A 25,120-nucleotide genomic window follows, 5' to 3' on the forward strand; every position below is an offset into this window, starting at 1 on the left:
ATATGACCGCCATTTAGGTATAGGCGGTCATATTTTTGTTGCTGTATAGAAGCTACTCCTACAAGCTTGAAGGCAAATCATGTAGATACATGGCAGTACAATCTGAATGTTGAAGTAATGAGTGGATTGTTTTTGTGTTGGGCTTCGTGTAAATGACCGGATAATCGATTTCATCGTATATTTCACGTATTGGAAAAGCCAATTTTTCTTCTTCTAGTGAGAACTGAGCATCTACCCCCAATTTATTCCCACGTGCATCTAAACGAATCCATTTTCCAATTGACCTAAGAAAAACAGCGTTTAACGCATGGATAACGTGACCCGTATCAGGTGTATCTCCCAAGGTTAGACGTTGGTAACAGAACCCAGCCGGTATTCCTTGGCACCTTAATAAAGCACACAAAAGGTTCGATTTTGCATAACAAATTCCTTCTTTGAAGAAAAGCACTTCGGATGCTCTGCATGTAACGCGAGAACTTTGAATATCCACTGAATGAGAGATGTGATCACGAACAAATTCAAAGGCCGTTTTAACATAATCCATTTCATTTAATGATTGACTATATAGTTCCGCCGCTAAAGCTTTTATCGAAAAATGACCATAATCAACCTCTGTAGTTTCTTCTAAATAATCATCCAGATTACTGGATTCGCATGTAAATGTCATTCTGTTTCCCCTCAAATGTTTATTTGCATTGCGGTTTTATAATTATGCATTATATTGAATGTTTATTCAATATAAGTTTTGGTTTGAAGTTAGGTAAATTGAATAAAAGACGACTTCCGAACCCCCGGAAGTCGTCTTTTTCCATGTCACAATCCGCAAATTCGGGAAACGGTCAATCCGTTTCAAATTGTAAATCGTCTATTTTTCGTAATTGGGCATCCTTTTTGGTTATTGAACATTGATGATCGGGGGCGGTTTCGATAAATTGATGGAGGGACGGAACAGGGAGCTCATAAGCTTCGGAGGTTCATAATGTGCAGGTGAAGATAGCGAGCTGCACGGTACATTCGCCATCCATTATTGCTCCAATTAGTGAAAGCGGTTACGAAGTTGAAAAGATAATTCGAACGTTCGCCGAATAACGTTTCGGGGGTTTGCGTTTAGGGAGGGTGGATGGACGACCAGCATCAAGCTGTATAAAGATTCATTTTCATAACACACAAAGTAGAAATTCTCATAAGGAAGGGATGACGCTAGTGGCAGCTCATGCACGAGCCAAGGTTGTAGATCCAACTCCGCTTTGGAAACATGTGAAAAAGGAATGGAAGCTGTATTCGTTCCTTATTATACCGGTAATCTACTTCCTCATCTTCAAGTATGCGCCGATGCTGGGGAACATTATTGCTTTCCGAAAGTATAGGGGCGGGCCGAATATTTTGGGCTCGGAATGGGTCGGGTTCACTTATTTCGAAATGTTTATGAAGGACCCGACGTTCTGGAGAGCCTTCTTCAATGACCTGAACCTCAGCGTGAGTTATCTGCTCGTCAAATTTCCGATTACGTTGATATTCGCGCTGCTGCTGAACGAATTGCGGAGGGTAAAGTGGAAAAAGTTTGTGCAGACGGTATCGTATCTTCCCCATTTTATATCCATGGTCATCGTGGCGGGGATGGTGAAGGAGATCGTTTCCTTAACGGGACCGATCAACAGCGTATTGAACTCATTTGGCTTTGAGCAAATTTCTTTTATCTCCTTGCCAGAATGGTTTCCGGCGATCTACGTCACCTCTGGCGTCTGGCAAAGTCTAGGCTGGGGAACGATCCTGTATTTGGCGGCGATGACGGGCATTAATCCGGCACTTTACGAAGCGGCGAAAATCAATGGCGCGAGCCGATTAAGACTCGCAATGCACGTCACGATTCCCGGCATTTTGCCGACGATCATGGTGCTCTTGATTTTGGATATCGGCAGCATTCTAGGCTCGAATTTCGAGAAAATCTTGCTTTTGTACAATCCGCTAACCTATGAAACAGCTGACGTTATCTCCACCTATGTTTACCGCATGGGTATTACCGGCGGCAACTTTAGTTATGCGACGGCGGTAGGGTTGTTCGAAGGCATTATTGGTTTAATTTTAGTGACGACCGCAAATGCAGTATCGAAGCGGACGACGAAATCCAGCTTGTGGTAGAAAGGAGCCGTTCAAGTGAAACGAACCTCGGGCTTTAGCACCTTTAACATCTTAAACGGACTGTTTATGATTCTGGTTGTTATTTTTACCTTATATCCCTTCGTCTATCTCGTGGCCCAGTCCTTCAGCTCGGAAGCCGCTATTTATGCGGGCAAGGTGACGATCTTTCCGGTGGAATTTACGACCAAAACCTATGAGGTCATCTTGAGCAAGCCTGACTTCTTCCGTTACTACTGGAATACGATTGTTTATTCGGTCATTGGAACGTTAATCGCGGTGGCTGCAACGGCTGTTATGTCTTATCCGCTTTCCAAAGAAAAGCTGCGCCTCAATAAATTTTTCATACCGTTCGTGCTGTTTACGATGTATTTTGGCGGCGGTCTCATCCCTAACTATATTCTGATTGCAAAAACGTTAGAAATGAGAGATACGATCTGGGCCATCGTCATTCCAGGGGCGATCAGCGCGTTCAATGTGATTTTGATGAAGACATTTTTCGCTGGCTTGCCCAGTGAGTTGGAGGAGGCGGGGCGCGTCGATGGCTTAGGCGTGTTCGGCATTTTCACTAGAATTATTCTTCCGTTGTCCAAGCCTATTCTAGTCACTATTATGCTGTTCGTCATCGTCGGCATGTGGAACAACTGGTTTGGACCATCCCTCTATTTGCAGTCGAAGGAAAAATGGCCGATTGCCTTGTATTTGAAGCAAATTATCGACAACGCGGTCAGTCCGACTGAAATCGGGGCTACGTCCGAGCAGACAAGCCAAATCGCGGCAAGCGTCAAATCAACAGCTATGGTTCTGACCTCGCTGCCTATTATTTGCATCTATCCTTTTGTACAGCGGTATTTTGTGCAGGGGATGATGATTGGGGCTGTTAAAGGTTAAGCGATATAATGGGGGGCGCTTCAGGCGTTTCTGTTATATATAAAAAAAAGCTCGAACCAATAAGGGGAGGCAAAACGATGAAATTTGGTAAATCATTTGTAATGGGATTGCTGGCGCTGCTGCTCGTGTTTATGACGGCATGTACGTCTGGAAGCGAAGGGACTTCGGGCGGCAATAACAAGCCCGCAGCCTCGAACGCGGCAGGCACGACCGAATCAGCAGCAGGCGAAGCTAAGGATTATACCTTTGGGGAAGACCAGACGTTCCACTCCAATGAAGCGGTGTCCTACTCCATGATGTACAGCGACCATGAGAATTACCCTTATAAAAAGGACTGGAGACTGTGGAGCGCGATTCAGGAAAAAACGAATGTGACCTTCGATTTGTCGATTACAGCTAGAACCGAATATGAAAATCAGAAGTCTTTGCTGGTAAATAGTGGCGATGCGCCTTATATTATTCCTAAGACGTATGATGAATCCGCTTTCGTGGCAACGGGCCAAATCGTACCCGTCAGCGATTGGGTGCAATACATGCCGAACTATATGAAAGCCGTCAAAGATTGGGGAATGGAAGAGGATTTGAAAGCCAAGCTGAAGGAAGACGGAAAATATTACGTCCTTCCAGGCATGTGGGAGATCGCTGGCGGCGGTTATTCCTATATTATACGTAAAGACGTGTTCGAAGCGGCGGGAGTTGACGTCGAGGGCCAGCAAGGAAATTGGACGTACGAGGATTTCTACGCAGCAATGAAGAAGGTTAAAGAGCATACGGGTGCAAAATACGTCATCTCCGATCAATTCAAGGGTGAATCGGCTCTGGGCATTACCGGCGTGCAATATGGCGTTACCGGAGGATGGGCATTGTCTAACGGTCTGAGCTATGACCATGACAAGCAGCAGTTCTCATTTGCCGATAGCTCAGATGACTTTAAAGAGTATCTTGGTTATTTTAATAAGCTGGTTACCGAAGGCATTATGGACCCTGAAACCTTTACACAAGAAGACGATGTGGCAAAAGCGAAATTTTTCAAAGGCGACACTTACGTAATAAGCGGGATCTATCAGGTATTGGCTGATTTCAAGAGCAAAATGCAGGATCCGAACAGCGAATTATATATGATTACCCAGCCCGGCGGGCCAAAAGGACAGCTCCAGGTCGAGACCTCCCGTTTGGAAAACGGCATTATGATCAGCCAGAACGCGCTTGATGATTTGGGCGAGGAAGGTTTTATTAAAATGCTTCGTTTCATAGACTGGTTCTGGTACTCCAATGAAGGACAAATGCTCAGCCTATGGGGCGTAGAAGGCGAGACGTATACGCTTGATGCGGAAGGAAATGTCGTGCTGAATCCGGAAATTTATTACAACGGGATGAATGAAGGCGCAGCTAAGCAGCTGAACGTGGATTACGGCTTTGCTGGTGGGATGTTCGCCTATGGCGGCTCTGAGAAGCTGAGAATGTCCAAGATGACCGAAGGTGAGCAGGACTTCGTGAAGCGTGTTCAGGATACACGAGAGCAGCGCAAGCTGGCACCACCGATCATGGCCACTACGGAGGAAAATGAACAAATGAAATTAATCTCGACGCCGCTTATGGATTACGTCAAGACGATGACATTAAAGTTTATCCTTGGCCAAGAAAGCTTTGACAAGTGGGACAATTATAAGGCTCAGGTTGAAGCGAATGGCAGCACGCGCTATACGGATATGGCAAATGATATTTTCCAGAAGACGAAAAGCGTCTTAGGCTATTAATTGCTAAAAATAAAGGGCTCGGTGTGCAGTCTTCCTAAGGAGGCTGCACCTAGCCCTTTTTTTAAAATATAGGAAAGGGTATCATTTCTTTATCCTATCCCTATATTTCTCGGAATGAAACACGCCGCTCCTCCAAGGACGGCGACAGCCGTTTCACCTTGAGCCATTACCATGTCTATCTCAAAACCTATGAAAGTGAGCTGTTGGACCATGAATACGAAAATACTTTTCAACGATGGATGGGAATTTGCCAAAAGCGCTCTGGACGTTGCCGAGCATGCCGGACTTTGCTTTGAACCGGTGGATCTTCCTCATGATTGGTTGATTTATAATACATTGGCGCTTTACGAGAATAGTATTGGCTGGTATCGCAAGACGTTTATAAGGTCGCGGAGTGATCGTGAGCTCTTGCTCTGCTTTGACGGCGTGTACATGGATTCTACCGTATACGTAAACGGCGAGGCTGTAGGCGAATGGAAAAACGGCTATGCTTCCTTCGAGCACAATATCACGGCTGCGGTCATCGATGGGGAAAATGAAATCGTCGTGAAAGTGGTGCATCAGAGCCCAAACAGCCGCTGGTATTCGGGAGCAGGCATCTACCGCAACGTCTGGCTCAAGGAGCGGGACAACAATCACATTGTGACGGGCGGTGTTTATGTTGCAACCAAGCTGCATGAGGGCGACAGTGGTGGCAGCTGGTTGGTGGAAGTGGACACAGACGTACATATTGAAGAAGATGTGCTGCTGTCGCATGATATCCTTTTCCAAGGAAGGACGGTCGCAGCCACTTCGGAGCGGATAGAAGCTGGACGCGGCGTTGTTACGAAAAATAGCCAAACGTTAACCGTAAATGATCCTCTCTTATGGAGCACGGACGAACCGAATTTGTATCAGATCGTCACGCGAATGCAGCGACAATTGCCGGAATTGGGCGGGGAAGAGCGCTGCGAAGACGAAGATGAATATGAAGTATTGGAGACGCTCACGCAGCCTCTGGGCTTCCGGAGCATCGTTCTTGATTCACAGCAGGGGCTTCAGGTCAACGGGAAAAAGCTGAAATTGAATGGGGTTTGCGAGCATCATGACTTTGGTGCTTTAGGTGCGGTGTTCAACATCTATGCGCTGCGAAGAAGATTTGAGCTGCTGAAGGAAATGGGCGTGAACGCCATTCGCACAGCGCATAATATGCCAGCTCCAGAACTGATGGATTTGGCGGATGAGATGGGATTATTCGTCGTAACGGAAGCGTTCGATATGTGGGAGCGATCCAAGACGGCTTACGATAACGCAAGATTTTTCAAGGATTGGGCGTATGCTGACGTAAAAAGCTGGGTGCTCCGAGATCGGAATCATCCAAGCCTGCTCATGTGGAGCATTGGGAACGAGATTTACGATACGCATGCGGACGAGCGAGGGCAGGAAATGACCATAATGCTCATGGACTATGTATTGGAGTTCGATCCGAAGCAGAATGCCCGGGTTACGATTGGCTCGAATTATATGCCGTGGGAAAATGCGCAGAAATGCGCCGATATTGTAAAGGTTGCTGGCTATAATTATGCGGAAAAATATTATCACAAGCATCATGAGGAGCATCCGGATTGGATCATCTACGGCAGCGAGACCGCATCGGTCGTCCAGAGCAGGGGGATTTATCATTTCCCATTCGAAAAATCAATCCTTGCCGACGATGATGAGCAATGCTCGGCCCTGGGGAACAGCTCGACAAGCTGGGGAGCCAAGTCGGCGGAGGCTTGTATTTTGGCGGAGCGGGATACGCCGTTTTCGCTTGGCCAGTTTTTGTGGACTGGATTCGATTATATCGGGGAGCCGACACCGTATCATACGAAAAACGCTTATTTCGGCCAGATCGATACGGCTACCTTCCCGAAGGATTCCTATTATATCTATCAGGCCGCTTGGACAGATTATAAAACGAAGCCGATGGTGCATCTCTTCCCGTATTGGGATTTTAATGCGGGGCAAATGATTGATGTCAGGGTTTGTTCGAATGCCCCGAAGATTGAATTGCAGTTTAATGGAGATACGATTGGAGCTTACAATATTGATCACGAGCATGGAACGGAGCTTGTGGGCTGGTGGAAGGTGCCTTATGCGGAAGGGGAAATGAAGGCTATCGCCTATGACGAGCATGGCAACGTGATCGCAACCGATGTTCGGACATCGTTCGGGGAAGCGACAAAGCTTCGTCTCGAGGCTGATAAAGCGGTGCTGACGGCGAACGGTACGGATTTGATTTTTGTGGAAATTGGTATGCTGGATGATCAGGGCCATTCGGTAGACAACGCGAACAATCGTGTTCACGTCGAGGTGACAGGCGCAGGCCGATTGCTTGGGCTTGATAATGGCGACAGCACGGATTTTGATCCGTATAAGGGAACAAGCAGAAGATTATTCAGCGGCAAGCTGATGGCGATCATCGGGTCGACGCTTGAGCCGGGGAAAATCCGAATCGAGGTGTCCTCCAAGGGGATGCAAGCTCAGGTGGCGGAATTTGAGTCGCACCCTGCAAGCAAAGTGATCGATGTGAACGATGTAAGCTTGAAAGGCATTTCAGCAAATACGAGCAATCAAGAGCTGGCATGCGTGACGGGAGCGGATGAAGAAACGCCGCTTCGTAAAATCGAAATGATTAGCGACTCTGGTCAAATCATAGATGAATCGACCAAGGAAATCGTTGTTCGAGCTAAGCTATGGCCGGAAAATACGTCGTATCGAGACGTGGAATGGCGTGCCGTAACGGACGAAGGGATTGATTCAAATATTGCCAAGGTCGAAGCGAATGGGCTTGAGGCGAAAATATCCGCTATCGGCGACGGTGCCTTCCGTCTTCGTTGTACGAGTAAGAACGGCACGGACAAGACGAAGCTGATTTCCCAGCTGGAGTTTAAGGCAGCAGGTCTCGGAACTGCCTACAAGGATCCATATGGCTTCATCTCGGCGGGGCTTTTCGATTACAGTAAAGGCGATGTTGGGAACGGCAACGAAAGAGGTGTAGCGACAAGCCGAGATGGCGAGACGCAAGTAGGCTTCCACGATATCGACTTCGGCCCTTATGGCTCCGATACCATTACGATGCCGATCTTCGCTTTGTCCAGCGAGGCGTATGCGCTGCAAATTTGGGAAGGGATGCCCGGTGTGGAGGGAAGCAGCTTAGTTGCCGACGTCATTTATCAGAAGCCGTCCAAGTGGAACGTTTATCAGGAAGAAACCTATCGTCTGACCAAGAGGCTTCGCGGCATTACGTCGATTTGCTTCGTGCTTCACCAGAAGGTGCATATAAAAGGGTTTTCTTTTGAACGCCAGAATAGGGCTTTCGAACAAAATGCGGCAGCCTCCTGCGATCGGGTTTATGGCGATACCTTTACCTTCGCAGATGAGCGTGTGGAAGGCATCGGCAATAATGTTTCACTCGAATTTGCCCATATGGATTTTGCGGGTGAGGGCGCTTCGAAGCTAGTCATCAGTGGGAGCTCGCCAATTGACAAAAATACGATCCATATTCGATTCGCTGGCGAGAACGGCGAAAGCAATCAGCTCGTCGAATTCGAGAAATCGGAGGGATACGAAGAGCGGACATTTGAATTGGAGCAGATAACAGGGCTGCAAAAAGTGACCTTCATCTTCCTGCCGGGCAGCAGCTTCGACTTTGGCTGGTTTCGCTTTTTGCATCTATAATAGAGGAAGCACGAATAAAACTTCATTTCAGTCATTGGACTAGCTGCGTTCCATATTAAAACAGGGGTATAGCGGGGATGCTGAATAGGAAGAGACGATAGCGTAGCAAACTTTACTATAGAGCAGAAGGCAGGGATTCGGATGAATGTAGAAGAGGTTATGCAGGAGCTTGAAGCTCTCGGCAAGGAGCGCACCAAAAAAATATATGTTTCCAATGGAGCTCATGAGCCGTTGTTTGGCGTGGCGACAGGTGCGATGAAGCCGATTGCCCGGAAAACGAAAAAAAATCAGCCGCTGGCCGAGCAGCTTTATGCGACCGGAAATTACGACGCAATGTATTTTGCCGGCGTTATTGCGGAGCCTAAGGCGATGACGGAGGCTGACTTCGATCGCTGGCTGGACGCTGCCTATTTCTTTATGCTGTCTGATTACGTCGTAGCGGTAACGCTGGCGGAAACGGATATTGCACAAGAGGTGGCCGATAAATGGATTTCAAGCGGCGAGGAGCTGCGCATGTCGGCAGGCTGGAGCTGCTATTGCTGGCTGCTTGGCAGCCGCCCGGACAGTGAATTTTCCGAGAACAAGCTGGCTGGGATGCTGGCAACGGTCCGCGATACGATTCACGATGCTCCTGAGCGCACCAAATATGCCATGAATTATTTCGTCTATACGACAGCGGTATCCTATGAGCCGCTGCATGCCAAGGCGGTCGAAACCGCCGCAGCTATCGGGCCTGTGGAGGTGACGGATGCGAAGTCCAAGAGCAAGCAGCTCGACGCAGCTGGCAATATTCAGAAGGCTGTCGATAAAGGGCAGATCGGCTTCAAGCGCAAATACGTAAGGTGCTGATAAAGCACGGCTTGTCTCAGGTCTCAACGGAAAAGCGAGAGTTGAGGCCTTGATGCGAAACGGGAGGAGAGGCAGGAAATCGCGCATCGAATGACAAATGAAAGGAAGAAGCACATGTAAGGGCGGAGGCATAACAACAGGATTGCCCAATTAAAAATTCGCATCCTCCTATTACGAAAATCCTTGATGTCTCGGCCAAAGCTGATGCGCAAGCTCGATATGGGTTGAAGGGAGAAATGAAGATGACAACGAGTCCAAACAGCCCTGCAAAGGAGCTATCTACGGAGCAGCGTGAGGAATTACTTAAAGCCTTGAAAGCCCGTTTTGATAAAAATAGGGATCGGCATAAAGATCTTGAATGGGCTAATGTACAAGCAAAGCTTGAAGCTCAAACCGAAAAGCTATGGTCGCTTCATGAAATGGAGAGGACCGGTGGTGAACCGGATGTTGTTGATTATGACAAAGAGACGGGCGAGTTCATTTTTTATGATTGTTCGGCGGAAAGTCCTAAAGGTCGAAGAAGCATTTGCTACGATCGTGAAGCTCTGGAGTCACGCAAAGAGCATAAGCCGCAAAATAGTGCGATGGAAATGGCAGGAGACATGGGTATTGAGCTTCTAACAGAAGAACAGTATCGGCAGCTGCAGGAGCTTGGAAAATTCGATTTAAAAACGTCCAGTTGGGTGAAAACACCCGCTAATATTAGAGAGCTCGGCGGTGCTGTTTTTTGTGATCGTCGCTATAACACGATTTTCTTGTATCACAATGGAGCAGAATCCTATTATGGCGCTAGAGGGTTCCGGGGCTGGTTAAGGGTCTAGCCTTGCAGGTGAAGGGCGATTGTTTTTTACATTAGATAGCAAGGAATAGGTTGACCTCTCCCCACATTTAGCCAGTTGCTTTAAAGGATATCAAGGAAGGGGAAACCCATGGATAAATTTAATGATCTAGAGAAACTTATTAAGCTCACAGGAGATCGCGCTAAGCTGGATGCAAAAGCTAACGACACATATATTGTATATAAAACATCGGAAGGCCAAATTGTTAAGGAATACAACAATGGAGATATTGTCCCGATTGCGAATTTGGATGCCTCTCATGGATGAACAGAAACCGATTAGGTATGTATTTGCCGGTAATAAAAAAAGATACTTAAAGTGAGAAGAACACCTGTACTCTATGGGCTGTTCTTCTTTTAATTTAGTAGGGAAGTGTGAACATTTACTCGCGTATAAATAGATGTCTAAATGATTGCTTGCTATTATGATTAGAGTTGAAAATTAAGTGGCAGGCATCAGGCTTGACTTGCTTTGTAATTTTCTCCTGCCTTGGCAACTTTAAATTCTTCCGTCAACATTAGGATGGTTTGCAAGGCAAACCACGTTGATAGCAAGAATTATGTTAATCTCCTCCCGTAGCAGTGGAGGTTTTTTTATTTGAACATAGAGGATTGAGGATTGCTTATTGTATGATAGATGATAGAAAGACTGCCACTGCCTTAAGAGGCAGTTATTAATAGAGAACATAGGAGGATTACATGTCCTGGAGCAAAATGAAACAGAATCTGGAGAGTTTTCTCTGTCCAGCGTTAAATGGAAGGGTCGAATACCGTTCAACCAGCTATCGATATTTGCCTGATAAAGCCGGACTTTGCTATATTGCGGTAGATAAAAAGAACGTGCTCAATATGAGTGATACAGCTAACCCAATCAGATGGTATCAGACGGAGCTGGAAATTAAAAATGATTCAGCTATTCAAATTCCGATCAGCCATGAAGAAATGGAAGCAGTCAGAAAAGATACGAAGGGTACCGTTCCGGAGGATCGTCTAATCGTAATTGCAAGAAGCAGAAAAATAACAGAATATGCAAAGGAGCTTATGTCAGCTCAAGCTTCATTAAGTAAATCCAATTTTATCGTTGCAGCTAATAAGTTTTTATCCACTTCTATAGAGGAAAGCATAGAGAGCCATGATATTTTATTGAATGTTTTAGCTTTGGTGGACAGACGCGTTGGAAAAAAACGAATGTTAAACATGACCGATAAAATAAAGCTAAAACATCCCATTGTGCAGTATTTTTATGAATTACGGCTTAGTACATTTTAAAAATATATAACTCATTCAACTCCATCTTTATTGTGCTTATTTGAGTTAGTGTTCTCCGTGCAGAAAAGGATATTTGCAAAAATGTTTAAGGAGACAAGAACCGATGATTCGTGTAATGCTCATTGATGATGAAGAAGATGCGCTGGATTTGTTGGGCATTTTGCTCGGACAAATCGGGAGTGTTCAGGTAGCAGGAAGATATATCAATCCGCTTCAAGCAATTGAGGCTTTAAGTTATACTCCCGTAGATGCCGTCTTCCTAGATAATCAGATGCCTGGAATGAAGGGCACGGAAGCTGCCAGAATAATCAGGAGCATGTTCCCGCATATGCCGATCGTATTCACAACGGCATATGCAGAATATGCGGTCGAAGCATTTGAAATTCAATCGACCGACTATCTATTGAAGCCATTTACAATAGAAAGATTGCAGAATGCGGTTGCGCGCATTAAACAATCTTTATCCGAGTCCGTTTTTCAGGCACGCCAAAGAGCAAGCATGACCCCAACCGTCAAATGTCTGGGAGGCTTCCAGCTAGTATTGCCGGGTGACACGAACAAGGGGCTGACCTGGAAAACGAAGAAGGAACGGGAGCTCTGCGCGTTTTTGATCCATTATGCCGGAAAGACTGTGAATACCGCATCGATCATTGAGGCCATATGGCCGGGCTACGATCTGAATAAGGCGAAAACTTATTTGTATACGTGCCTGTCCTATTTACGGAAAAGCTTGGCGGAACATCATATTCCGATACATATTACGAAAGCGGATCAAGGGTTCGGCGCTGCATTGGACGGGGTAACGGTCGATGTAATCGAATTTGAGCAGTTGCTGAGCAGCACATTGGCTGAAGCGGAAATGGATGAAAGGTCTTACGATAAAATGAACCAGATGTACAAAGGCGAATATATGGAAGCCTGCGATTTCGGTTGGGCCACCGCCAGACAGCTCGAGATCAAGGCCTCGTATGTCCGCGTGCTTCGTAAATGGCATGCGTATTTTCAAAGTCAGGGCAATCGTACGCATGCGGTGGACAGCTTGCAAAACCTATTGTCGCTGGCCCCTGATTCCGAGATTGACGGACGTGAGCTGATCAAGCTGCATCTGAAGATTGGCAATCGGAATGAGGCGTATCGTGTCTGCCTGCAATTGGAACAAGCGGTGCGCCTGCAATTGGGAGCTGAGCTGGAGGAAGAGACATTGCGGTTAATTGAGAAAACGAAAGACAAGACAGAGCGGCAAGCAGAATGAGAAAAAAAGTTTCCGCGGCCCTCATCACCTTATCTCTATTGATTGCAACCTACGTGATGTTGTTGACTTACTCCTCTATGTATCAGAAGCCTATGCCAGCGGCCGTAAATGGGGTCATGGACTTGACCGCATGGAAATTCGAGGAGGATGGGGTCGTTCGGCTGGACGGACAGTGGGGATTTTATCCGAATCAATTGCTCACTCCTCAGCCTGCTCTCCCTTCTGCCGCTACGGGGGATTTGTCACCGGCGCTGATTCAGGTTCCTGGATCATGGTCAAAGCAGATGGACACCCTTGGCATGGCGACCTATCGCTTGCAGCTTCAGATGGATGATGCAGGTGCAGTCTACGGCTTGAAAACAGCGTCGATCCTAATTTCCAGTCGGCTCATTGTTAACGGCGAAATCGTCGGATCAAGCGGGAATCCCGCTGAGCAAGAGCATTACAAAGCACTTAATAAACCATATGTAAGCTATTTCACACTGCAGCCAGGGTGGAATGAAATTCTGGTACAGGTAGCCAACTACGAATTCCGGGTTGGCAGCGGGATCGGTGAATCCCTTCTCTTAGGCAAGGCTGAGCAAATTGCCGAACTTCGCGATCAGGCGACTGCTCATGATTGGGTTTCGTTAACTGCCTTCCTGATTATTGGATTGTATTTTATTGGATTGTTTTCGCAGAGAAGAGGCGATTTGTCACTTGCAGTATTTGGCGCAGTGTGCCTATGTATCGCCATATTTACAAGTATCAGCGGCGAAAGAGTGCTATTCAATGCGGTTGGCCCATTGCCGTTCTGGCTTTATTTCCGTATTCAAATGGTCGCGTCTGTTGGTGGTAGTCTAGGATTTTTCCTTTATATATATATTGCTTTCCGGCCCTACTGCTTTAAATGGCTCAATCAAGGCGGGCTGGTTCTCGGGGTGATCCTTGCCTTGCTTAATATGGGCTTCGCCTCTCAGCTTTCAACAGGACCTTTTCGCCAATTGACGTCGCTTTATGTTACGATTTCGTTGCTGTACGCCACGTATGTATTCGTATATACGGCACTACACAAAGTAGCGGGCAGCGGGTATTTAGCCGTAGCGGCAATGGCATTGAATGCGCTAGTGCTGAACCAGAATATGAATATTTATTTTGGCGTGCCGATCTATTTGCTTCCTCCGATTGAGCCTTTTCTTGTTTTGCTGATGCTCGCCTTGCTGATGTCGCTCCGTTTCTCGAACGCTTTCCAAAAAATTGAGGAGCTGTCCGGGCAATTGCTGCAAGCGGACAAGCAAAAGGATGATTTTCTCGCTCGAACCTCGCATGAATTCAAGACACCGCTTCACGGTGTAATGAATATTTCTCACTCCATGTTAAGCGATGCCGTACATCCGCCAAATGCGGAACAACGGGAAAAGCTTCAGTTGATTACCGACATTACAAGGAAGCTTTCGCAGCTCGTTTATGACATCTTGGACTTATCCAAGCTGAAACAGGGTGAAATGAGAGTGGTTCCGGTACAGCTCGACGTTCGTTCGGTAGCGGAGGTGCAAGTGCGCTTTTATTCCTATTTGTGCACGGAAAACCAGATTGGGCTTGTGAACCATGTGCCGGCGCAGCTGCCTTCTGCTTTTGCCGATGAAATCCGCTTGAGTCAAATTATCGGAAATTTGCTGGATAATGCGATTAAGCATACAAAAAACGGGGAGATCATCATTACCGGAAGAGAGCGGGGAGGAAGGCTCGAAATTTCGGTGAAGGATACAGGAGAAGGCATTGAGCCGCAGGACCTTCCATTTATTTTTGAACCATTCAAATCACTTGAGGGAGCACAGCATCGCGGCTTTGGATTAGGGCTGCCAATTGCGAAGCAGCTGGTCGAGCTGCAACAAGGAACTATTGCGGTTGTTTCCACGCCGGGAGTCGGTTCGACCTTTACATTCACGCTTCCGATTGCCGAAGAGCGGGGAGAAGCGTCATGGCCCTCATCCGAGTCAAATCCCCAGGCTATGCTCAAGGAACCCGATTATTCCTTCGTTACGCCGTACTATTCCAATCTGAGCGGGAAGCATACGGTACTAATCGTCGACGATCAGTATGTGAACTTAAAAGTTTTAATAGACGCCCTTCAAGCTCTCGACTATCACGTCATCGCGGTCAAGAACGGGTATGAGGCGCTGGAACAGCTGGATCAATCGGGCAGAATCGATCTCGTTATTCTTGATTTAATGATGCCAGGCATGTCTGGCTATGAAGTGTGCCAGGAGATTCGCAAACGATATTCGCTGCTGGAGCTGCCCGTTCTAATGGTGACGGCAGCTTATCAGCCTCAAGATAAGGTGGCAGCCTTCCAAGCGGGGGCGAACGATTATTTGCCGAAGCCGTTTGATCTCGAGGAGCTTAAGGCAAGAATCGGCAGCTTGCTCGCCATGAAGGAATCGCTGGGCCGGGCAGTTAACCTCGAAGTGGCGTTTTTACAATCGCAGATCAAACCGCATTTTTTATATAATGTGCTGAATAGTATTGTGGCATCAAGCTATACGGATGTGGAGCGCGCGCGGAAGATGATTGTTGATCTGGCCGATTACTTGCGAGGCAGCTTTCGGTTCAGCAACGCGGAGGAACGCATAGGTTTTTCAGAAGAGTTTAGTCTCATTCGGACGTATGTGGAGATTGAACGAGCTCGCTTCAAAGAGCGTATTCGCTTCGAATATGTAATTGAGGAAGCTGCCTATAGCTTGCAAATGCCGCCGCTTTTGTTGCAGCCGCTTGTAGAAAATGCAATCCGTCATGGCATTGGCGATCGAATTGAAGGCGGCACAGTGACAGTGACGGTGGAAAAGTTGGATGGGAATTGGCACTTTGTTGTAGCCGATGATGGAGCAGGGATCGCGCCTGAACGATTGAAGAGGCTGCTTGAACGAGCCGAGCCGGATGAGTCGCAGGGGGTCGGCTTGCGGAATATTAACAAGCGCTTGAAATATGAATACGGGATTTCGTTAGAACTGGAAAGCGAACTAGGTCGCGGCACGAAAGTCATCATATGCATCCCTGCCTCGCGGGTTTAACAGGCTGTTCCGCTTAACGCTATAGGAACTCGCAACAGGCTCTCATCGTTTTACGATGAGGCCTGTTTTTTTAAATATAAGCCCAGTATAAATTCTACACTTATACTGGGCTTATTTCATCGCGAAACATCAGCTTTGCCGCCAGAGGACGGCGACAGCCGTTTACGCTTGATGTAGAAAATTGTCGATTTTTAAGGTTTTTTTAAGGTGATTTCCTATATGCTGAGCTAGATAATGTGGGCTATGTGACAGAATGAAAATGCGGAGAGGAAGATGAAGATTGGTCCCAGTAATGAATAAGCGTAGAAATAACGATAAAATCCGAAAAACGGTACATCTTTTACTTGCCGTTATGCTTTTAATGCCGCTTCTAGCAAGCGGAGGTACGGCTTGGGCAGCAGCCGGCTGGTCGCCGGTGGATGGCGGCGGTACGAATGGCTTGAACGTGAACCCTGTAAGAGATGGCAACTACACTGCATTAGCTGTATTCAATAACGAAGTATATGAAGCATGGCAGGAAACGAATGGAACGGCGAGCCAAATACGTGTTAAGAAATATAACGGCACGAGCTGGACGAGCGTCGACGGTAACGGGGCAAATGGAGTGAATGTAGATCCTTCCAAAGCGGCGATTACCCCTGCTATGGCTGTTTTTGAGGATGAATTATATGTCGCGTGGGTTGAAAGAAACTCAGTCTCCAGCATTAATCAAATAAAGGTGAAGAAATATAATGGCGCGAGCTGGACGAGCGTTGATGATGGCTCAAATGGGATAAACGTCAATGCCTCAAGAGGAGCATCAAACCCTATATTGCTTGTACACGACAATGATTTGTATGCAGCGTGGAGTGAGGTTAACGACAACAACGCAAGTCAAATCCGAATAAAGAAGTATGACGGCACTGCTTGGACAAGCGCTGACGGCGGCGGTATGAACGGTTTGAACGTAAATACTTCAATGAGCGCGGCTGCCCCTAAAATGGCTGAATACAATGGTTCTTTATATTTGGCGTGGTATGAAACCAACGGAAGCGCTGTTCAAGTTCGGGCCAAAAAATATGATGGGGCGAATTGGACGTCCATTGACGGCGGTGGCACGACCGGTTTGAATGTGAATGTGGCAAAAACCGGAGCCAATACTTCATTGGCTGTATTCAACAATGCCTTATATTTGGCGTGGGACGAAATAGCCGAAACGACGGATAATCAAATTCGAGTCAAGAAATACGACGGAAGCACTTGGACGAGTGTGGACGGCAACGGGATGTACGGTATAAACAAGCAGACTGATTACAGAGCAAACTATGTTGTGTTAACGGCACTCGATAACGCTTTATATGCAGTGTGGTCGGAATACAATGGAACGGCTTTTCAAATCCGGGTCAAAAAGTATGACGGTACGAGTTGGACGAGCGTAGATGGAAACGGAGTCAATGGTTTGAATGTAAATGTCTCCAGAGCTGCACAATATCCTGCGGCAGCAGCGTTAAACAATGTTTTATATGTTGGGTGGCAGGAGACGAACGGATCGGTTGTTCAAATTCGGACGTCCAGTTATGTGCCACCTGTGCCTCCGACAATTAATAGCGTAACTGTGAGTCCAAGCACCGCAAGCGTTGTGCAAGGAGGAAGCAGACAGCTCACGGCTACAGTGGATGCAGCAGGTGGAGCAGCGACGACGGTGACTTGGACGAGCAGCGACTCGAGCAAGGTCATGGTGAACAGCACGGGGAATGTAACCGTAGCAGCGGATGCCGCGCCGGGTGATTACACAATCACAGCAACGTCGACGGTGGATAGCAGCAAAAAAGGAACGTCGACGATTACCGTCACAGTGGCGCCGGCTATCAACAACGTAAGCGTGAGCCCAAGCACCGCAAGTGTTGTGCAAGGAGGAAGCAGACAGCTTACGGCTGCGGTGGATGCAGTAGGAGGAGCAGCGACGACGGTGACTTGGACGAGCAGCGATGCGAGCAAGGTGACGGTGAACAGCACGGGGAATGTAACCGTAGCAGCGAATGCAGCGCCCGGTGATTACACAATAACGGCAACGTCGACGGTGAATAGCAGTAAAAAAGGAACGTCGACAATTACCGTAACGGCCGCACCAGCAGTTAACAGCGTAAGCGTGAGTCCAAGCACTGCAAGCGTTGTGCAAGGAGAGAGCAAGCAGCTCACAGCATCAGTAGATGCAGTGGGAGGAGCAGCGATGACGGTCACTTGGACAAGCAATGACTCGAGCAACAAGGTGGAAGTAGACAGTACGGGGAATGTAACCGTAGCAGCGGATGCAACGCCGGGTGATTACACAATCACGGCAACGTCAACGGTAGATAGCAGCAAAAAAGGAACGTCGACGATTACGATCACGGCAGCGCCAGCCATCAATAGCGTAAGCGTGAGTCCGAATAGCTCTAGCGTTGAGCGGGGAGGAAGCAAGCAGCTCACAGCATCAGTAGATGCAGTGGGAGGAGCAGCGACGACGGTCACTTGGACAAGCAATGACGCGAGTAACAAGGTGGAAGTAGACAGCACAGGGAATGTAACTGTCGCATTGGATGCCGCGCTAGGCGATTACACGATCACGGCAACGTCAACGATAGATAACAGCAAGACAGGAACATCGACGATTACCGTCACAGTAGCGCAAGCCATCAACAGCGTAACCGTGAGTCCAAGCACCGCAAGCGTCGTACAAGGAGGAAGCGAGCAGCTAACAGCTACGGTAGATGCAGTAGGAGGAGCGGCGACGACGGTCACTTGGATAAGCGATGACGTGAACAACAAGGTGTCGATAGACAGTACGGGGAATGTAACCGTTTCGGCGGATGCCACGCCTGGCGATTACACGATCACGGCAACGTCAACGATAGATAACAGCAAAACAGGAACATCGACGATTACCGTCACAGCAGCAGCTTCCTATTCAATCGCTGCAATCACGGATCAAACGTTAGCTGCACTAGTTCAGGGATACGAATCAGGTACCCAAGAGACTAAAACCATTCCAGTCATGAATACTGGAACTGGAGATTTATTGAACCTGTCGACAGCGCTTAGTGGCGCAAACGCTGATGATTTTGTAGTGACACAGCCAGATTCTACTTTAACAAGCAGCGCATCAACAAGCTTTGACATTCATGCAAAAGATGGCTTGCCAGCAGGCACCTACACGGCAACGGTAACCGTAACTGCGGATCATATGACACCTGTAATATTTAACGTTACGCAAGTTGTGAACTTGCCGAATGCTCCCGAAAATCCGCAAAATCTTGTGGCCGTCGGCGGCGACCGTCAAGTTACGTTGAACTGGGGTGCAGTATCGGACGCAGTCCAATACCGTGTTTACATGGCAACGGATCCTAACCCAAATAACCTCGTTGAAGTGGCGATTGTCACATCACCTACTTACAGCGCACAAAATTTGGTCAACGGTACGACCTATTACTTTGTAGTAAAATCAGAAAACGTAGGCGGCTTGAGCGGGGGTTCGAACCAAACAAGCGCGACTTCATCAACCATCCCGGGAGTGCCAGCTAACGTATCCGCAGTAGCGGGCAACGGACAAGCTGTCGTAACCTTTACGGCTCCTACTGATAATGGCGGAAGTGCGATTACAGGATATGAAGTGACCGCTTCACCGGGAAATATCAGCGTGATCGGAGGAGCAAGTCCAATTACGCTCACAGGCTTGACGAATGGAACAAGCTACACCTTTACGGTAAAAGCGATTAATGATGCGGGCAGGAGCGCTGCTTCTGCGGAATCGAATACAGTCATTCCAACAGCATCAAATACGCCATCTCAGCCTTCTGCTCCATCGACATCGGGCAATACGAACACTGCAAACAACGGTGTGAATATTCTGGTTAACGGGAAAGTTGAGAATGCGGGTACCGCTACGGTTACAAAGCGAAACAATCAAACCGAAATAACGGTGATTGTGGATCAGAAAAAACTGGATGAGAGACTTGCTGCGGAAGGGCAGCATGCCATAGTCACGATTCCGATTGACCAAAAATCCGACATCTTCGTTGGAGAGCTGAATGGCCAAATGGTGAAAAACATGGAGGACAAGCAAGCTGTTCTGGTGTTCAAAACCGAAAATGCAACATACACGCTTCCAGCAGGCCAAATCAATATCGATGCTATATCCAAGCAGGTTGGCGAATTAATAGCCTTGCAAGACATTAAAGTGCAGATTGAAATTGCCATCCCGACAACGGATACGTTGAAGCTTGTGGAGAACGCAGCAGCCAAAGGCCAATTCACCCTTGTCGGCCAGCCGCTGAGCTTTACGGTGAGAGCTGCATATGGAGATAAGATCTTCGAAGTAACGAATTTTGACGCTTATGTGGAGAGAACGATTGCGATTCCGGATGGCGTTGATCCGGGCAAGATTACGACAGGAGTTGTCGTTGAGCCGGATGGCTCCGTACGCCATGTGCCGACTAAAATCCGAAATATGAACGGGAAATATGAGGCTCAAATCAATAGCTTGACCAACAGCGAGTATGCGGTCGTATGGCATCCGCTCGAATTTAGCGATATGATAAATCATTGGGCGAAAAATGCCGTTAACGACATGGGGTCCCGGATGGTTGTCGACGGAACGGGCAACGGGATGTTCAGTCCTGATCTGGAAATTACCCGCGCCGAATTTGCAGCGATCATCGTTCGCGGATTAGGACTCAAGCTGGAAAATGGAGCAACACCATTCTCGGATGTGTTGTCGTCCGATTGGTATAGCAGCGCGGTCAATACGGCGTATTCATACCGGCTTATTAGCGGCTTTGAAGACGGCACGTTCCGGCCGAATGGCAAAATTACGAGAGAGCAAGCAATGGTTATTTTATCTAAAGCGATGGCGATAACTGGGCTGAAGGACACGCTGCTTGAGCAATCGGCAGACAATGCCCTTCGTCCGTTTGAAGATGCAGCGAAAGTAGCCGCATGGGCACAAAGCAGCGTTGCGGACAATGTGCAGGCTGGCCTTGTATTTGGAAGAAACGGGGCTTTACTTGCTCCGAAGGGGAACATGACCCGAGCCGAGGTTGCAACTATCATCCAGAGATTATTGCAAAAATCGGATCTGATTTAAGCAGCCATTCCTTAGAATATCCTGCCATCTATCAAGCTTCCTGCTGGATGATGGCAGGATTTCTTATTTTTCTGGAGCAAATACAAGTCATTCTGCCAATAAACTATGTTAGGAATCATGGTATGATTACGGGATGTAGACAAATAAATGGGAGATGTATGAGTGGATGATCCCTCTTTTTTCATGCACTTGATTCCTATACAATAAATATGTTTAGTTCTAAGCACTTTGTTTCAGGGTGTTATGAAGTTCGGTTAAAAAGCGTAAAAGCGAGGAGAATACGATGCAGATCCATGTCTCCTACGAGCATCGAAGTAAGGGAATAGGAAAGAAGCTGTTTGAGCGATGCGCTGACAAGGCTAGAGCAATGGGAGCGCGGAAACTGTATATTTCGGCGCATTCATCAGAGGAGTCCCAATTGTTCTACACGAATGTCGGATGCATCGATGCCGTAGAGATTGATAAGAAGTTAGCCGAATACGAGCCTTATGACCGTCAAATGGAATATTTCCTCTAGCAAACCAGATATCAATCGCGAACTAAGTTACAGTGACTGACACTCAAGTCATGTGGAGTGCTGTGTGTTGTTGGTAAGAATTTAGCAGCTAAGAGCCACATTTTCCTGCAAGTTGAAGCCCGGCAGTATACTGTCTGGGCTACATGTACTGTATAAACTATTATTATGTGGTTTATTGCTTTAATGGTACCTTCTTGAGACAATAACTAGTGTATAAATTTGAATGTTGTCGAAATAGACCGTTATTGAAGGATATAATTATAAATTATTGAATATAGTCTTCAAGTACAAATTTCCAAGAGTTAGAGAGTTGAAATACAGGAGAACGAGATGGTTCAAGTGTCAGAAAGGAAGTGATTCTATGTTTTATATTGTTTTAATCGTCATACTGGCTGCTTTAATCATTCAATCCGTTTACCTTGTGTATTACAAAAACCAAATTAAGGATATCGGCAACCAATTATCTTTTATATCAGACCATCATTCATTCAAAATGATACAAACACAAATTAAGCCAAAAGAAATTCATCGGTTAATCGATTTATGTAATGCAATGCTTCGTGATCAACGAAAGTTGAAGCAAGATTTTATCGAACAAAAGGAAGAAATTCACGCGACCATTATGAGCTTGTCCCACGATATACGAACCCCGCTGACTTCACTTGACGGCTATCTGCAATTGGCGGAACGATCCGAGTATCTTAAAGAAAAAACAGAGTATGTTAGTCTGGCACAGACTAGAATGAAACAGATTATTACACTTGTTGACGAGCTGTTCCTATATACGAAACTGAAAAACCCAGATTACATCTTGGAGCTTGAGCCAGTTGATGTGATAAAAGTGTTAAATAAACGTCTGTTTACCTTTATCGACGATTTTTTGCGATGTGGCTATGAACCAAACATCTGCATGGTGGAAGCACCGCTATTTATAGTGGGAAATGAAAGTGCGTTGGAAAGAGTATTTGAGAATGTGATCAAAAATTACTTTATGCACAGTGAAGGTGCTCTAAGCATTCGTTATGAGGAGAAGCAGGACGAGGTTTTGTTTCATTTTTCCAATGTACTGAAGCGAAATCATCTGCTGAGCCTTGACAACATATTTACTCGCTTTTACAAAGCAGATCCGTCGCGTACGAACCAATCTTCAGGACTGGGACTTTTTATCGTGAAATCACTGATGGAGAAAATGAATGGTTATGTGCAAGCTGACCTGAACGATGAGCAGTTTTGCATCAGCTTAGCTTTTAAGAAAATCGTAAAGGAGAGTTGACGTGTACAATGACACGAACCACCCCAAAATTCTAATTGTCGAGGACGACGTGCATATCAACAATATTATTTATGATGTGCTTCGAAAAGAGAAGTTTCAATGCACGCAAGCGTATTCTGGCAGTGAGGGAATCATGAACGTCACTCATCACGAGTATCAGCTTATTATTTTGGACCTCATGCTTCCTGGCTTCTCGGGGGAAGATTTTATGCATCGGCTAAGAATAGAATTAAGCTCTGACACACCAGTTATAGTTCTATCGGCCAAGGACAAATTGGATAATAAATTAAATCTGTTTAAGTTGGGAGCCGCTGATTATGTTACGAAACCGTTTGAGGTGGAGGAATTGCTTGCCCGAGTCAATGTACATGTCAAACGAACCTCCCGAACGGATTCTGCCACTCGCTATCGACATAAAAATCTACTTTTAGATAGCGGAACGATGAACGCTAGCGTCAATCAAGCTGATTTGAAACTTACAAGACAGGAATACAAGATCCTTGAGCTGCTGCTTAAGAATCCTACCCGAGTGTTTACAAAGCAGGATCTGTATGAGCTTGCATGGGAAGATATATACATAGGTGAGGACAAAACCATTACCGTTCACATTAGCAATATTCGCAATAAAATCAAAAGGGTTGACGAGGAGGCTTATATTGACACCATTTGGGGCATTGGTTTCAGGCTGGCACCATAGGGAGTGCCTTAAACCGGCCCTAATCTTCTTTGAACTTTCTTAATCTTTTATTGACGATATGTTAGCTTCTTTTTGTTATTTTATTGACAAGGAGGTGCGAATATGGCTGAAGCAATTATTGAAGTAAGTCAATTAACCAAACAATTTAAAGGGAAAACAGCAGTGCGTAAGGTAGAGTTTAAAATAGGCAAAGGTGAAATCTTCGGTTTGATAGGCCAAAATGGAGCAGGAAAATCCACCTTGCTAAAGATGATTGCTGGATTGATATCCCCGACTTCAGGAGAAATTAAATTATTTGATCGTCCAGTGACGGATAATCACCCTTATTTTGAACGAATAGGCGTACTCATTGAAAATCCAGGGTTATATCCCCATCATACTGCCTATGAAAATTTGGAATTAATCGCGATCTCTTATGGATTGACTAATCGGAAAGAGCATATTAACAAGCTGCTGAAGCTTGTCGGATTGGAAGGTTCGAACAAGACCAAGGTGAAAAATTATTCAATGGGCATGAAGCAAAGGCTTGGAATTGCAGCTGCATTAATTGGAAGCCCAGATGTCTTGATTTTGGATGAACCGATCAACGGTTTGGACCCGCAAGGAATTTCTGAGATTAGAAACATGATTTTGGAATTGAATAAAACGGGAATGACCATCATTATTTCAAGTCACATTTTGGAAGAGTTGTCGAAAGTAGCGACGCAATATGCAATCGTACATCAAGGAGAAATCATCGAACACCATTCAAGGGAGCAACTGCTGCTTCAATGCGAAGATCGTATTGAAATAGAAGTGGATAAAGCAAGCTCGGCTGTTCCCATCTTAGAACAAAAATTGCATATTAATCATTACAAAGTCATTAGTGAGCGTGTGGTGTATGTATATGATGCTCATCTTGAGAACCAACATATCATCAAGACCTTAGTTGAAAGCGGCATAACTGTTCATTCGATTATCAAGCATAAACAAAGCCTAGAACAATATTTTTTGGCGCGGATAGAAAGTGAGGGTGGGAGCCGTGATTAATATTCTCAAAATGGACTTTCACCGTTTTAAATCAAATAAAATGATTTATATATTACTGTTAATTTTTTTTGCTTTTCAAATATTCGGTATATTTATGTTGGGAAAATACGAGCAGCCCGGAGAAAGTGGGGTTATGCTGATCAGCTCGATGAACGAAAGTCAGTTCATCCAAGTCATGATGTCTCAAATCCCATTGTGGCCGCTGATTTATATTGCTGTATTCGTTGTTTACTTCTATATGAGTGAACATAACTCTGGGTTTTATAAAAATTACATTTCGATGAAGCGTGCGCGGATGTACACTGTTATTTCAAAAATATTAATTGCAGGCCTATTCACTTTGCTTACATTTATTGTCATGATCGCTGCGGATATGATCGGAAGATCAATTTTCTTTAACCATGCAATGATTGGAGATGGGGGTTATTTTGCGAAATTGTTGATCGGCCAATTTTTACTTCATTGGGCATTTTCAATTGTAATCTTATGCATCTCCATTATTAGTAAAAGCTTGATTGCTAGTATTGTAGTTGGATTTGTTCTATCGTTGAATGTTTTTGGAATGATTGTAACTGTCTTGGAATCCATCATTGATGACGTTCATTTGTCCTCTTTCTTAATAGTTAATACGATCTTAAGCGCAAGAGATTTTGATAATATAAATGATCTTGTTCATGTAGCTAGCGTGTCGATTGTTTTTATAGTTATATTTTCATTTATAGCCATCAGATATAAGATCAAAGAGGATCTGAAATAGTA

17 protein-coding genes are annotated in these 25,120 nt (G+C 46.0%); 16 read left to right on the forward strand and 1 reads right to left on the reverse strand.

The annotated features are described in order from the left end of the window. Positions 1-58: 58 nt before the first annotated feature. Positions 59-667 (reverse strand): transglutaminase-like domain-containing protein, encoded by a 609-nt coding sequence (locus AC50Y5_RS05485; protein WP_494859023.1) that lies wholly within the window; start codon positions 665-667, stop codon positions 59-61. A 527-nt stretch (positions 668-1,194) separates the two neighbouring features. Here AC50Y5_RS05485 and AC50Y5_RS05490 point away from each other — a divergent pair. From AC50Y5_RS05490 to AC50Y5_RS05565, 16 genes are all read left to right on the forward strand, one after another. Further along, complete coding sequence (locus tag AC50Y5_RS05490) at positions 1,195-2,139, forward strand: ABC transporter permease (RefSeq protein WP_494859025.1); 945 nt, start codon at positions 1,195-1,197, stop codon at positions 2,137-2,139. A 15-nt stretch (positions 2,140-2,154) separates the two neighbouring features. Further along, positions 2,155-3,027, forward strand: a complete 873-nt coding sequence (locus AC50Y5_RS05495) for a carbohydrate ABC transporter permease (RefSeq protein WP_494859027.1) — start codon at positions 2,155-2,157, stop codon at positions 3,025-3,027. A gap of 77 nt (positions 3,028-3,104) precedes the next feature. Further along, entirely contained in the window at positions 3,105-4,784 is a 1,680-nt protein-coding gene (locus AC50Y5_RS05500; protein WP_494859029.1) for an ABC transporter substrate-binding protein, read from the forward strand. A gap of 210 nt (positions 4,785-4,994) precedes the next feature. Beyond that, positions 4,995-8,486 carry a glycoside hydrolase family 2 TIM barrel-domain containing protein gene (locus tag AC50Y5_RS05505; protein ID WP_494859031.1) on the forward strand — a complete coding sequence of 1,164 codons (3,492 nt, stop codon included), beginning with the start codon at positions 4,995-4,997 and terminating at the stop codon, positions 8,484-8,486. A 141-nt stretch (positions 8,487-8,627) separates the two neighbouring features. Next, positions 8,628-9,335: a DNA alkylation repair protein gene (locus AC50Y5_RS05510; protein WP_494859033.1), complete on the forward strand. Its 708-nt coding sequence runs from the start codon at positions 8,628-8,630 to the stop codon at positions 9,333-9,335. Positions 9,336-9,577: 242 nt separating this feature from the next. Further along, on the forward strand, positions 9,578-10,156 hold the full coding sequence (locus tag AC50Y5_RS05515) for a DUF4256 domain-containing protein (RefSeq protein WP_494859035.1): 579 nt from the start codon (positions 9,578-9,580) through the stop codon (positions 10,154-10,156). Positions 10,157-10,264: 108 nt separating this feature from the next. Beyond that, positions 10,265-10,441 (forward strand): hypothetical protein, encoded by a 177-nt coding sequence (locus AC50Y5_RS05520; protein WP_200931613.1) that lies wholly within the window; start codon positions 10,265-10,267, stop codon positions 10,439-10,441. Between the two features lie 431 nt (positions 10,442-10,872). Further along, entirely contained in the window at positions 10,873-11,442 is a 570-nt protein-coding gene (locus AC50Y5_RS05525) for an SF0329 family protein (RefSeq protein WP_494859037.1), read from the forward strand. A 103-nt stretch (positions 11,443-11,545) separates the two neighbouring features. Beyond that, positions 11,546-12,694, forward strand: coding sequence for a response regulator (locus tag AC50Y5_RS05530; protein ID WP_494859039.1), 1,149 nt, complete (start codon positions 11,546-11,548; stop codon positions 12,692-12,694). After that, positions 12,691-15,744: an ATP-binding protein gene (locus tag AC50Y5_RS05535; RefSeq protein WP_494859041.1), complete on the forward strand. Its 3,054-nt coding sequence runs from the start codon at positions 12,691-12,693 to the stop codon at positions 15,742-15,744. The genes AC50Y5_RS05530 and AC50Y5_RS05535 overlap by 4 nt, the downstream gene beginning before the upstream one ends. Before the next feature lie 292 nt (positions 15,745-16,036). Beyond that, entirely contained in the window at positions 16,037-20,845 is a 4,809-nt protein-coding gene (locus AC50Y5_RS05540) for an Ig-like domain-containing protein (protein ID WP_494859043.1), read from the forward strand. 283 nt (positions 20,846-21,128) lie between these two features. Then, positions 21,129-21,362, forward strand: a complete 234-nt coding sequence (locus AC50Y5_RS05545; protein WP_494859045.1) for a GNAT family N-acetyltransferase — start codon at positions 21,129-21,131, stop codon at positions 21,360-21,362. A gap of 361 nt (positions 21,363-21,723) precedes the next feature. Beyond that, positions 21,724-22,635, forward strand: a complete 912-nt coding sequence (locus AC50Y5_RS05550; protein ID WP_056034507.1) for a sensor histidine kinase — start codon at positions 21,724-21,726, stop codon at positions 22,633-22,635. Position 22,636: 1 nt separating this feature from the next. Further along, positions 22,637-23,332: a response regulator transcription factor gene (locus AC50Y5_RS05555; RefSeq protein ID WP_056034511.1), complete on the forward strand. Its 696-nt coding sequence runs from the start codon at positions 22,637-22,639 to the stop codon at positions 23,330-23,332. A gap of 102 nt (positions 23,333-23,434) precedes the next feature. After that, positions 23,435-24,361 (forward strand): ABC transporter ATP-binding protein, encoded by a 927-nt coding sequence (locus tag AC50Y5_RS05560; RefSeq protein WP_494859048.1) that lies wholly within the window; start codon positions 23,435-23,437, stop codon positions 24,359-24,361. Further along, positions 24,354-25,118, forward strand: a complete 765-nt coding sequence (locus AC50Y5_RS05565; RefSeq protein WP_494859050.1) for an ABC transporter permease — start codon at positions 24,354-24,356, stop codon at positions 25,116-25,118. The genes AC50Y5_RS05560 and AC50Y5_RS05565 overlap by 8 nt, the downstream gene beginning before the upstream one ends. Positions 25,119-25,120: the final 2 nt, after the last annotated feature.

The sequence above is a fragment of the Paenibacillus sp. JT22N7 genome (assembly GCF_059383875.1).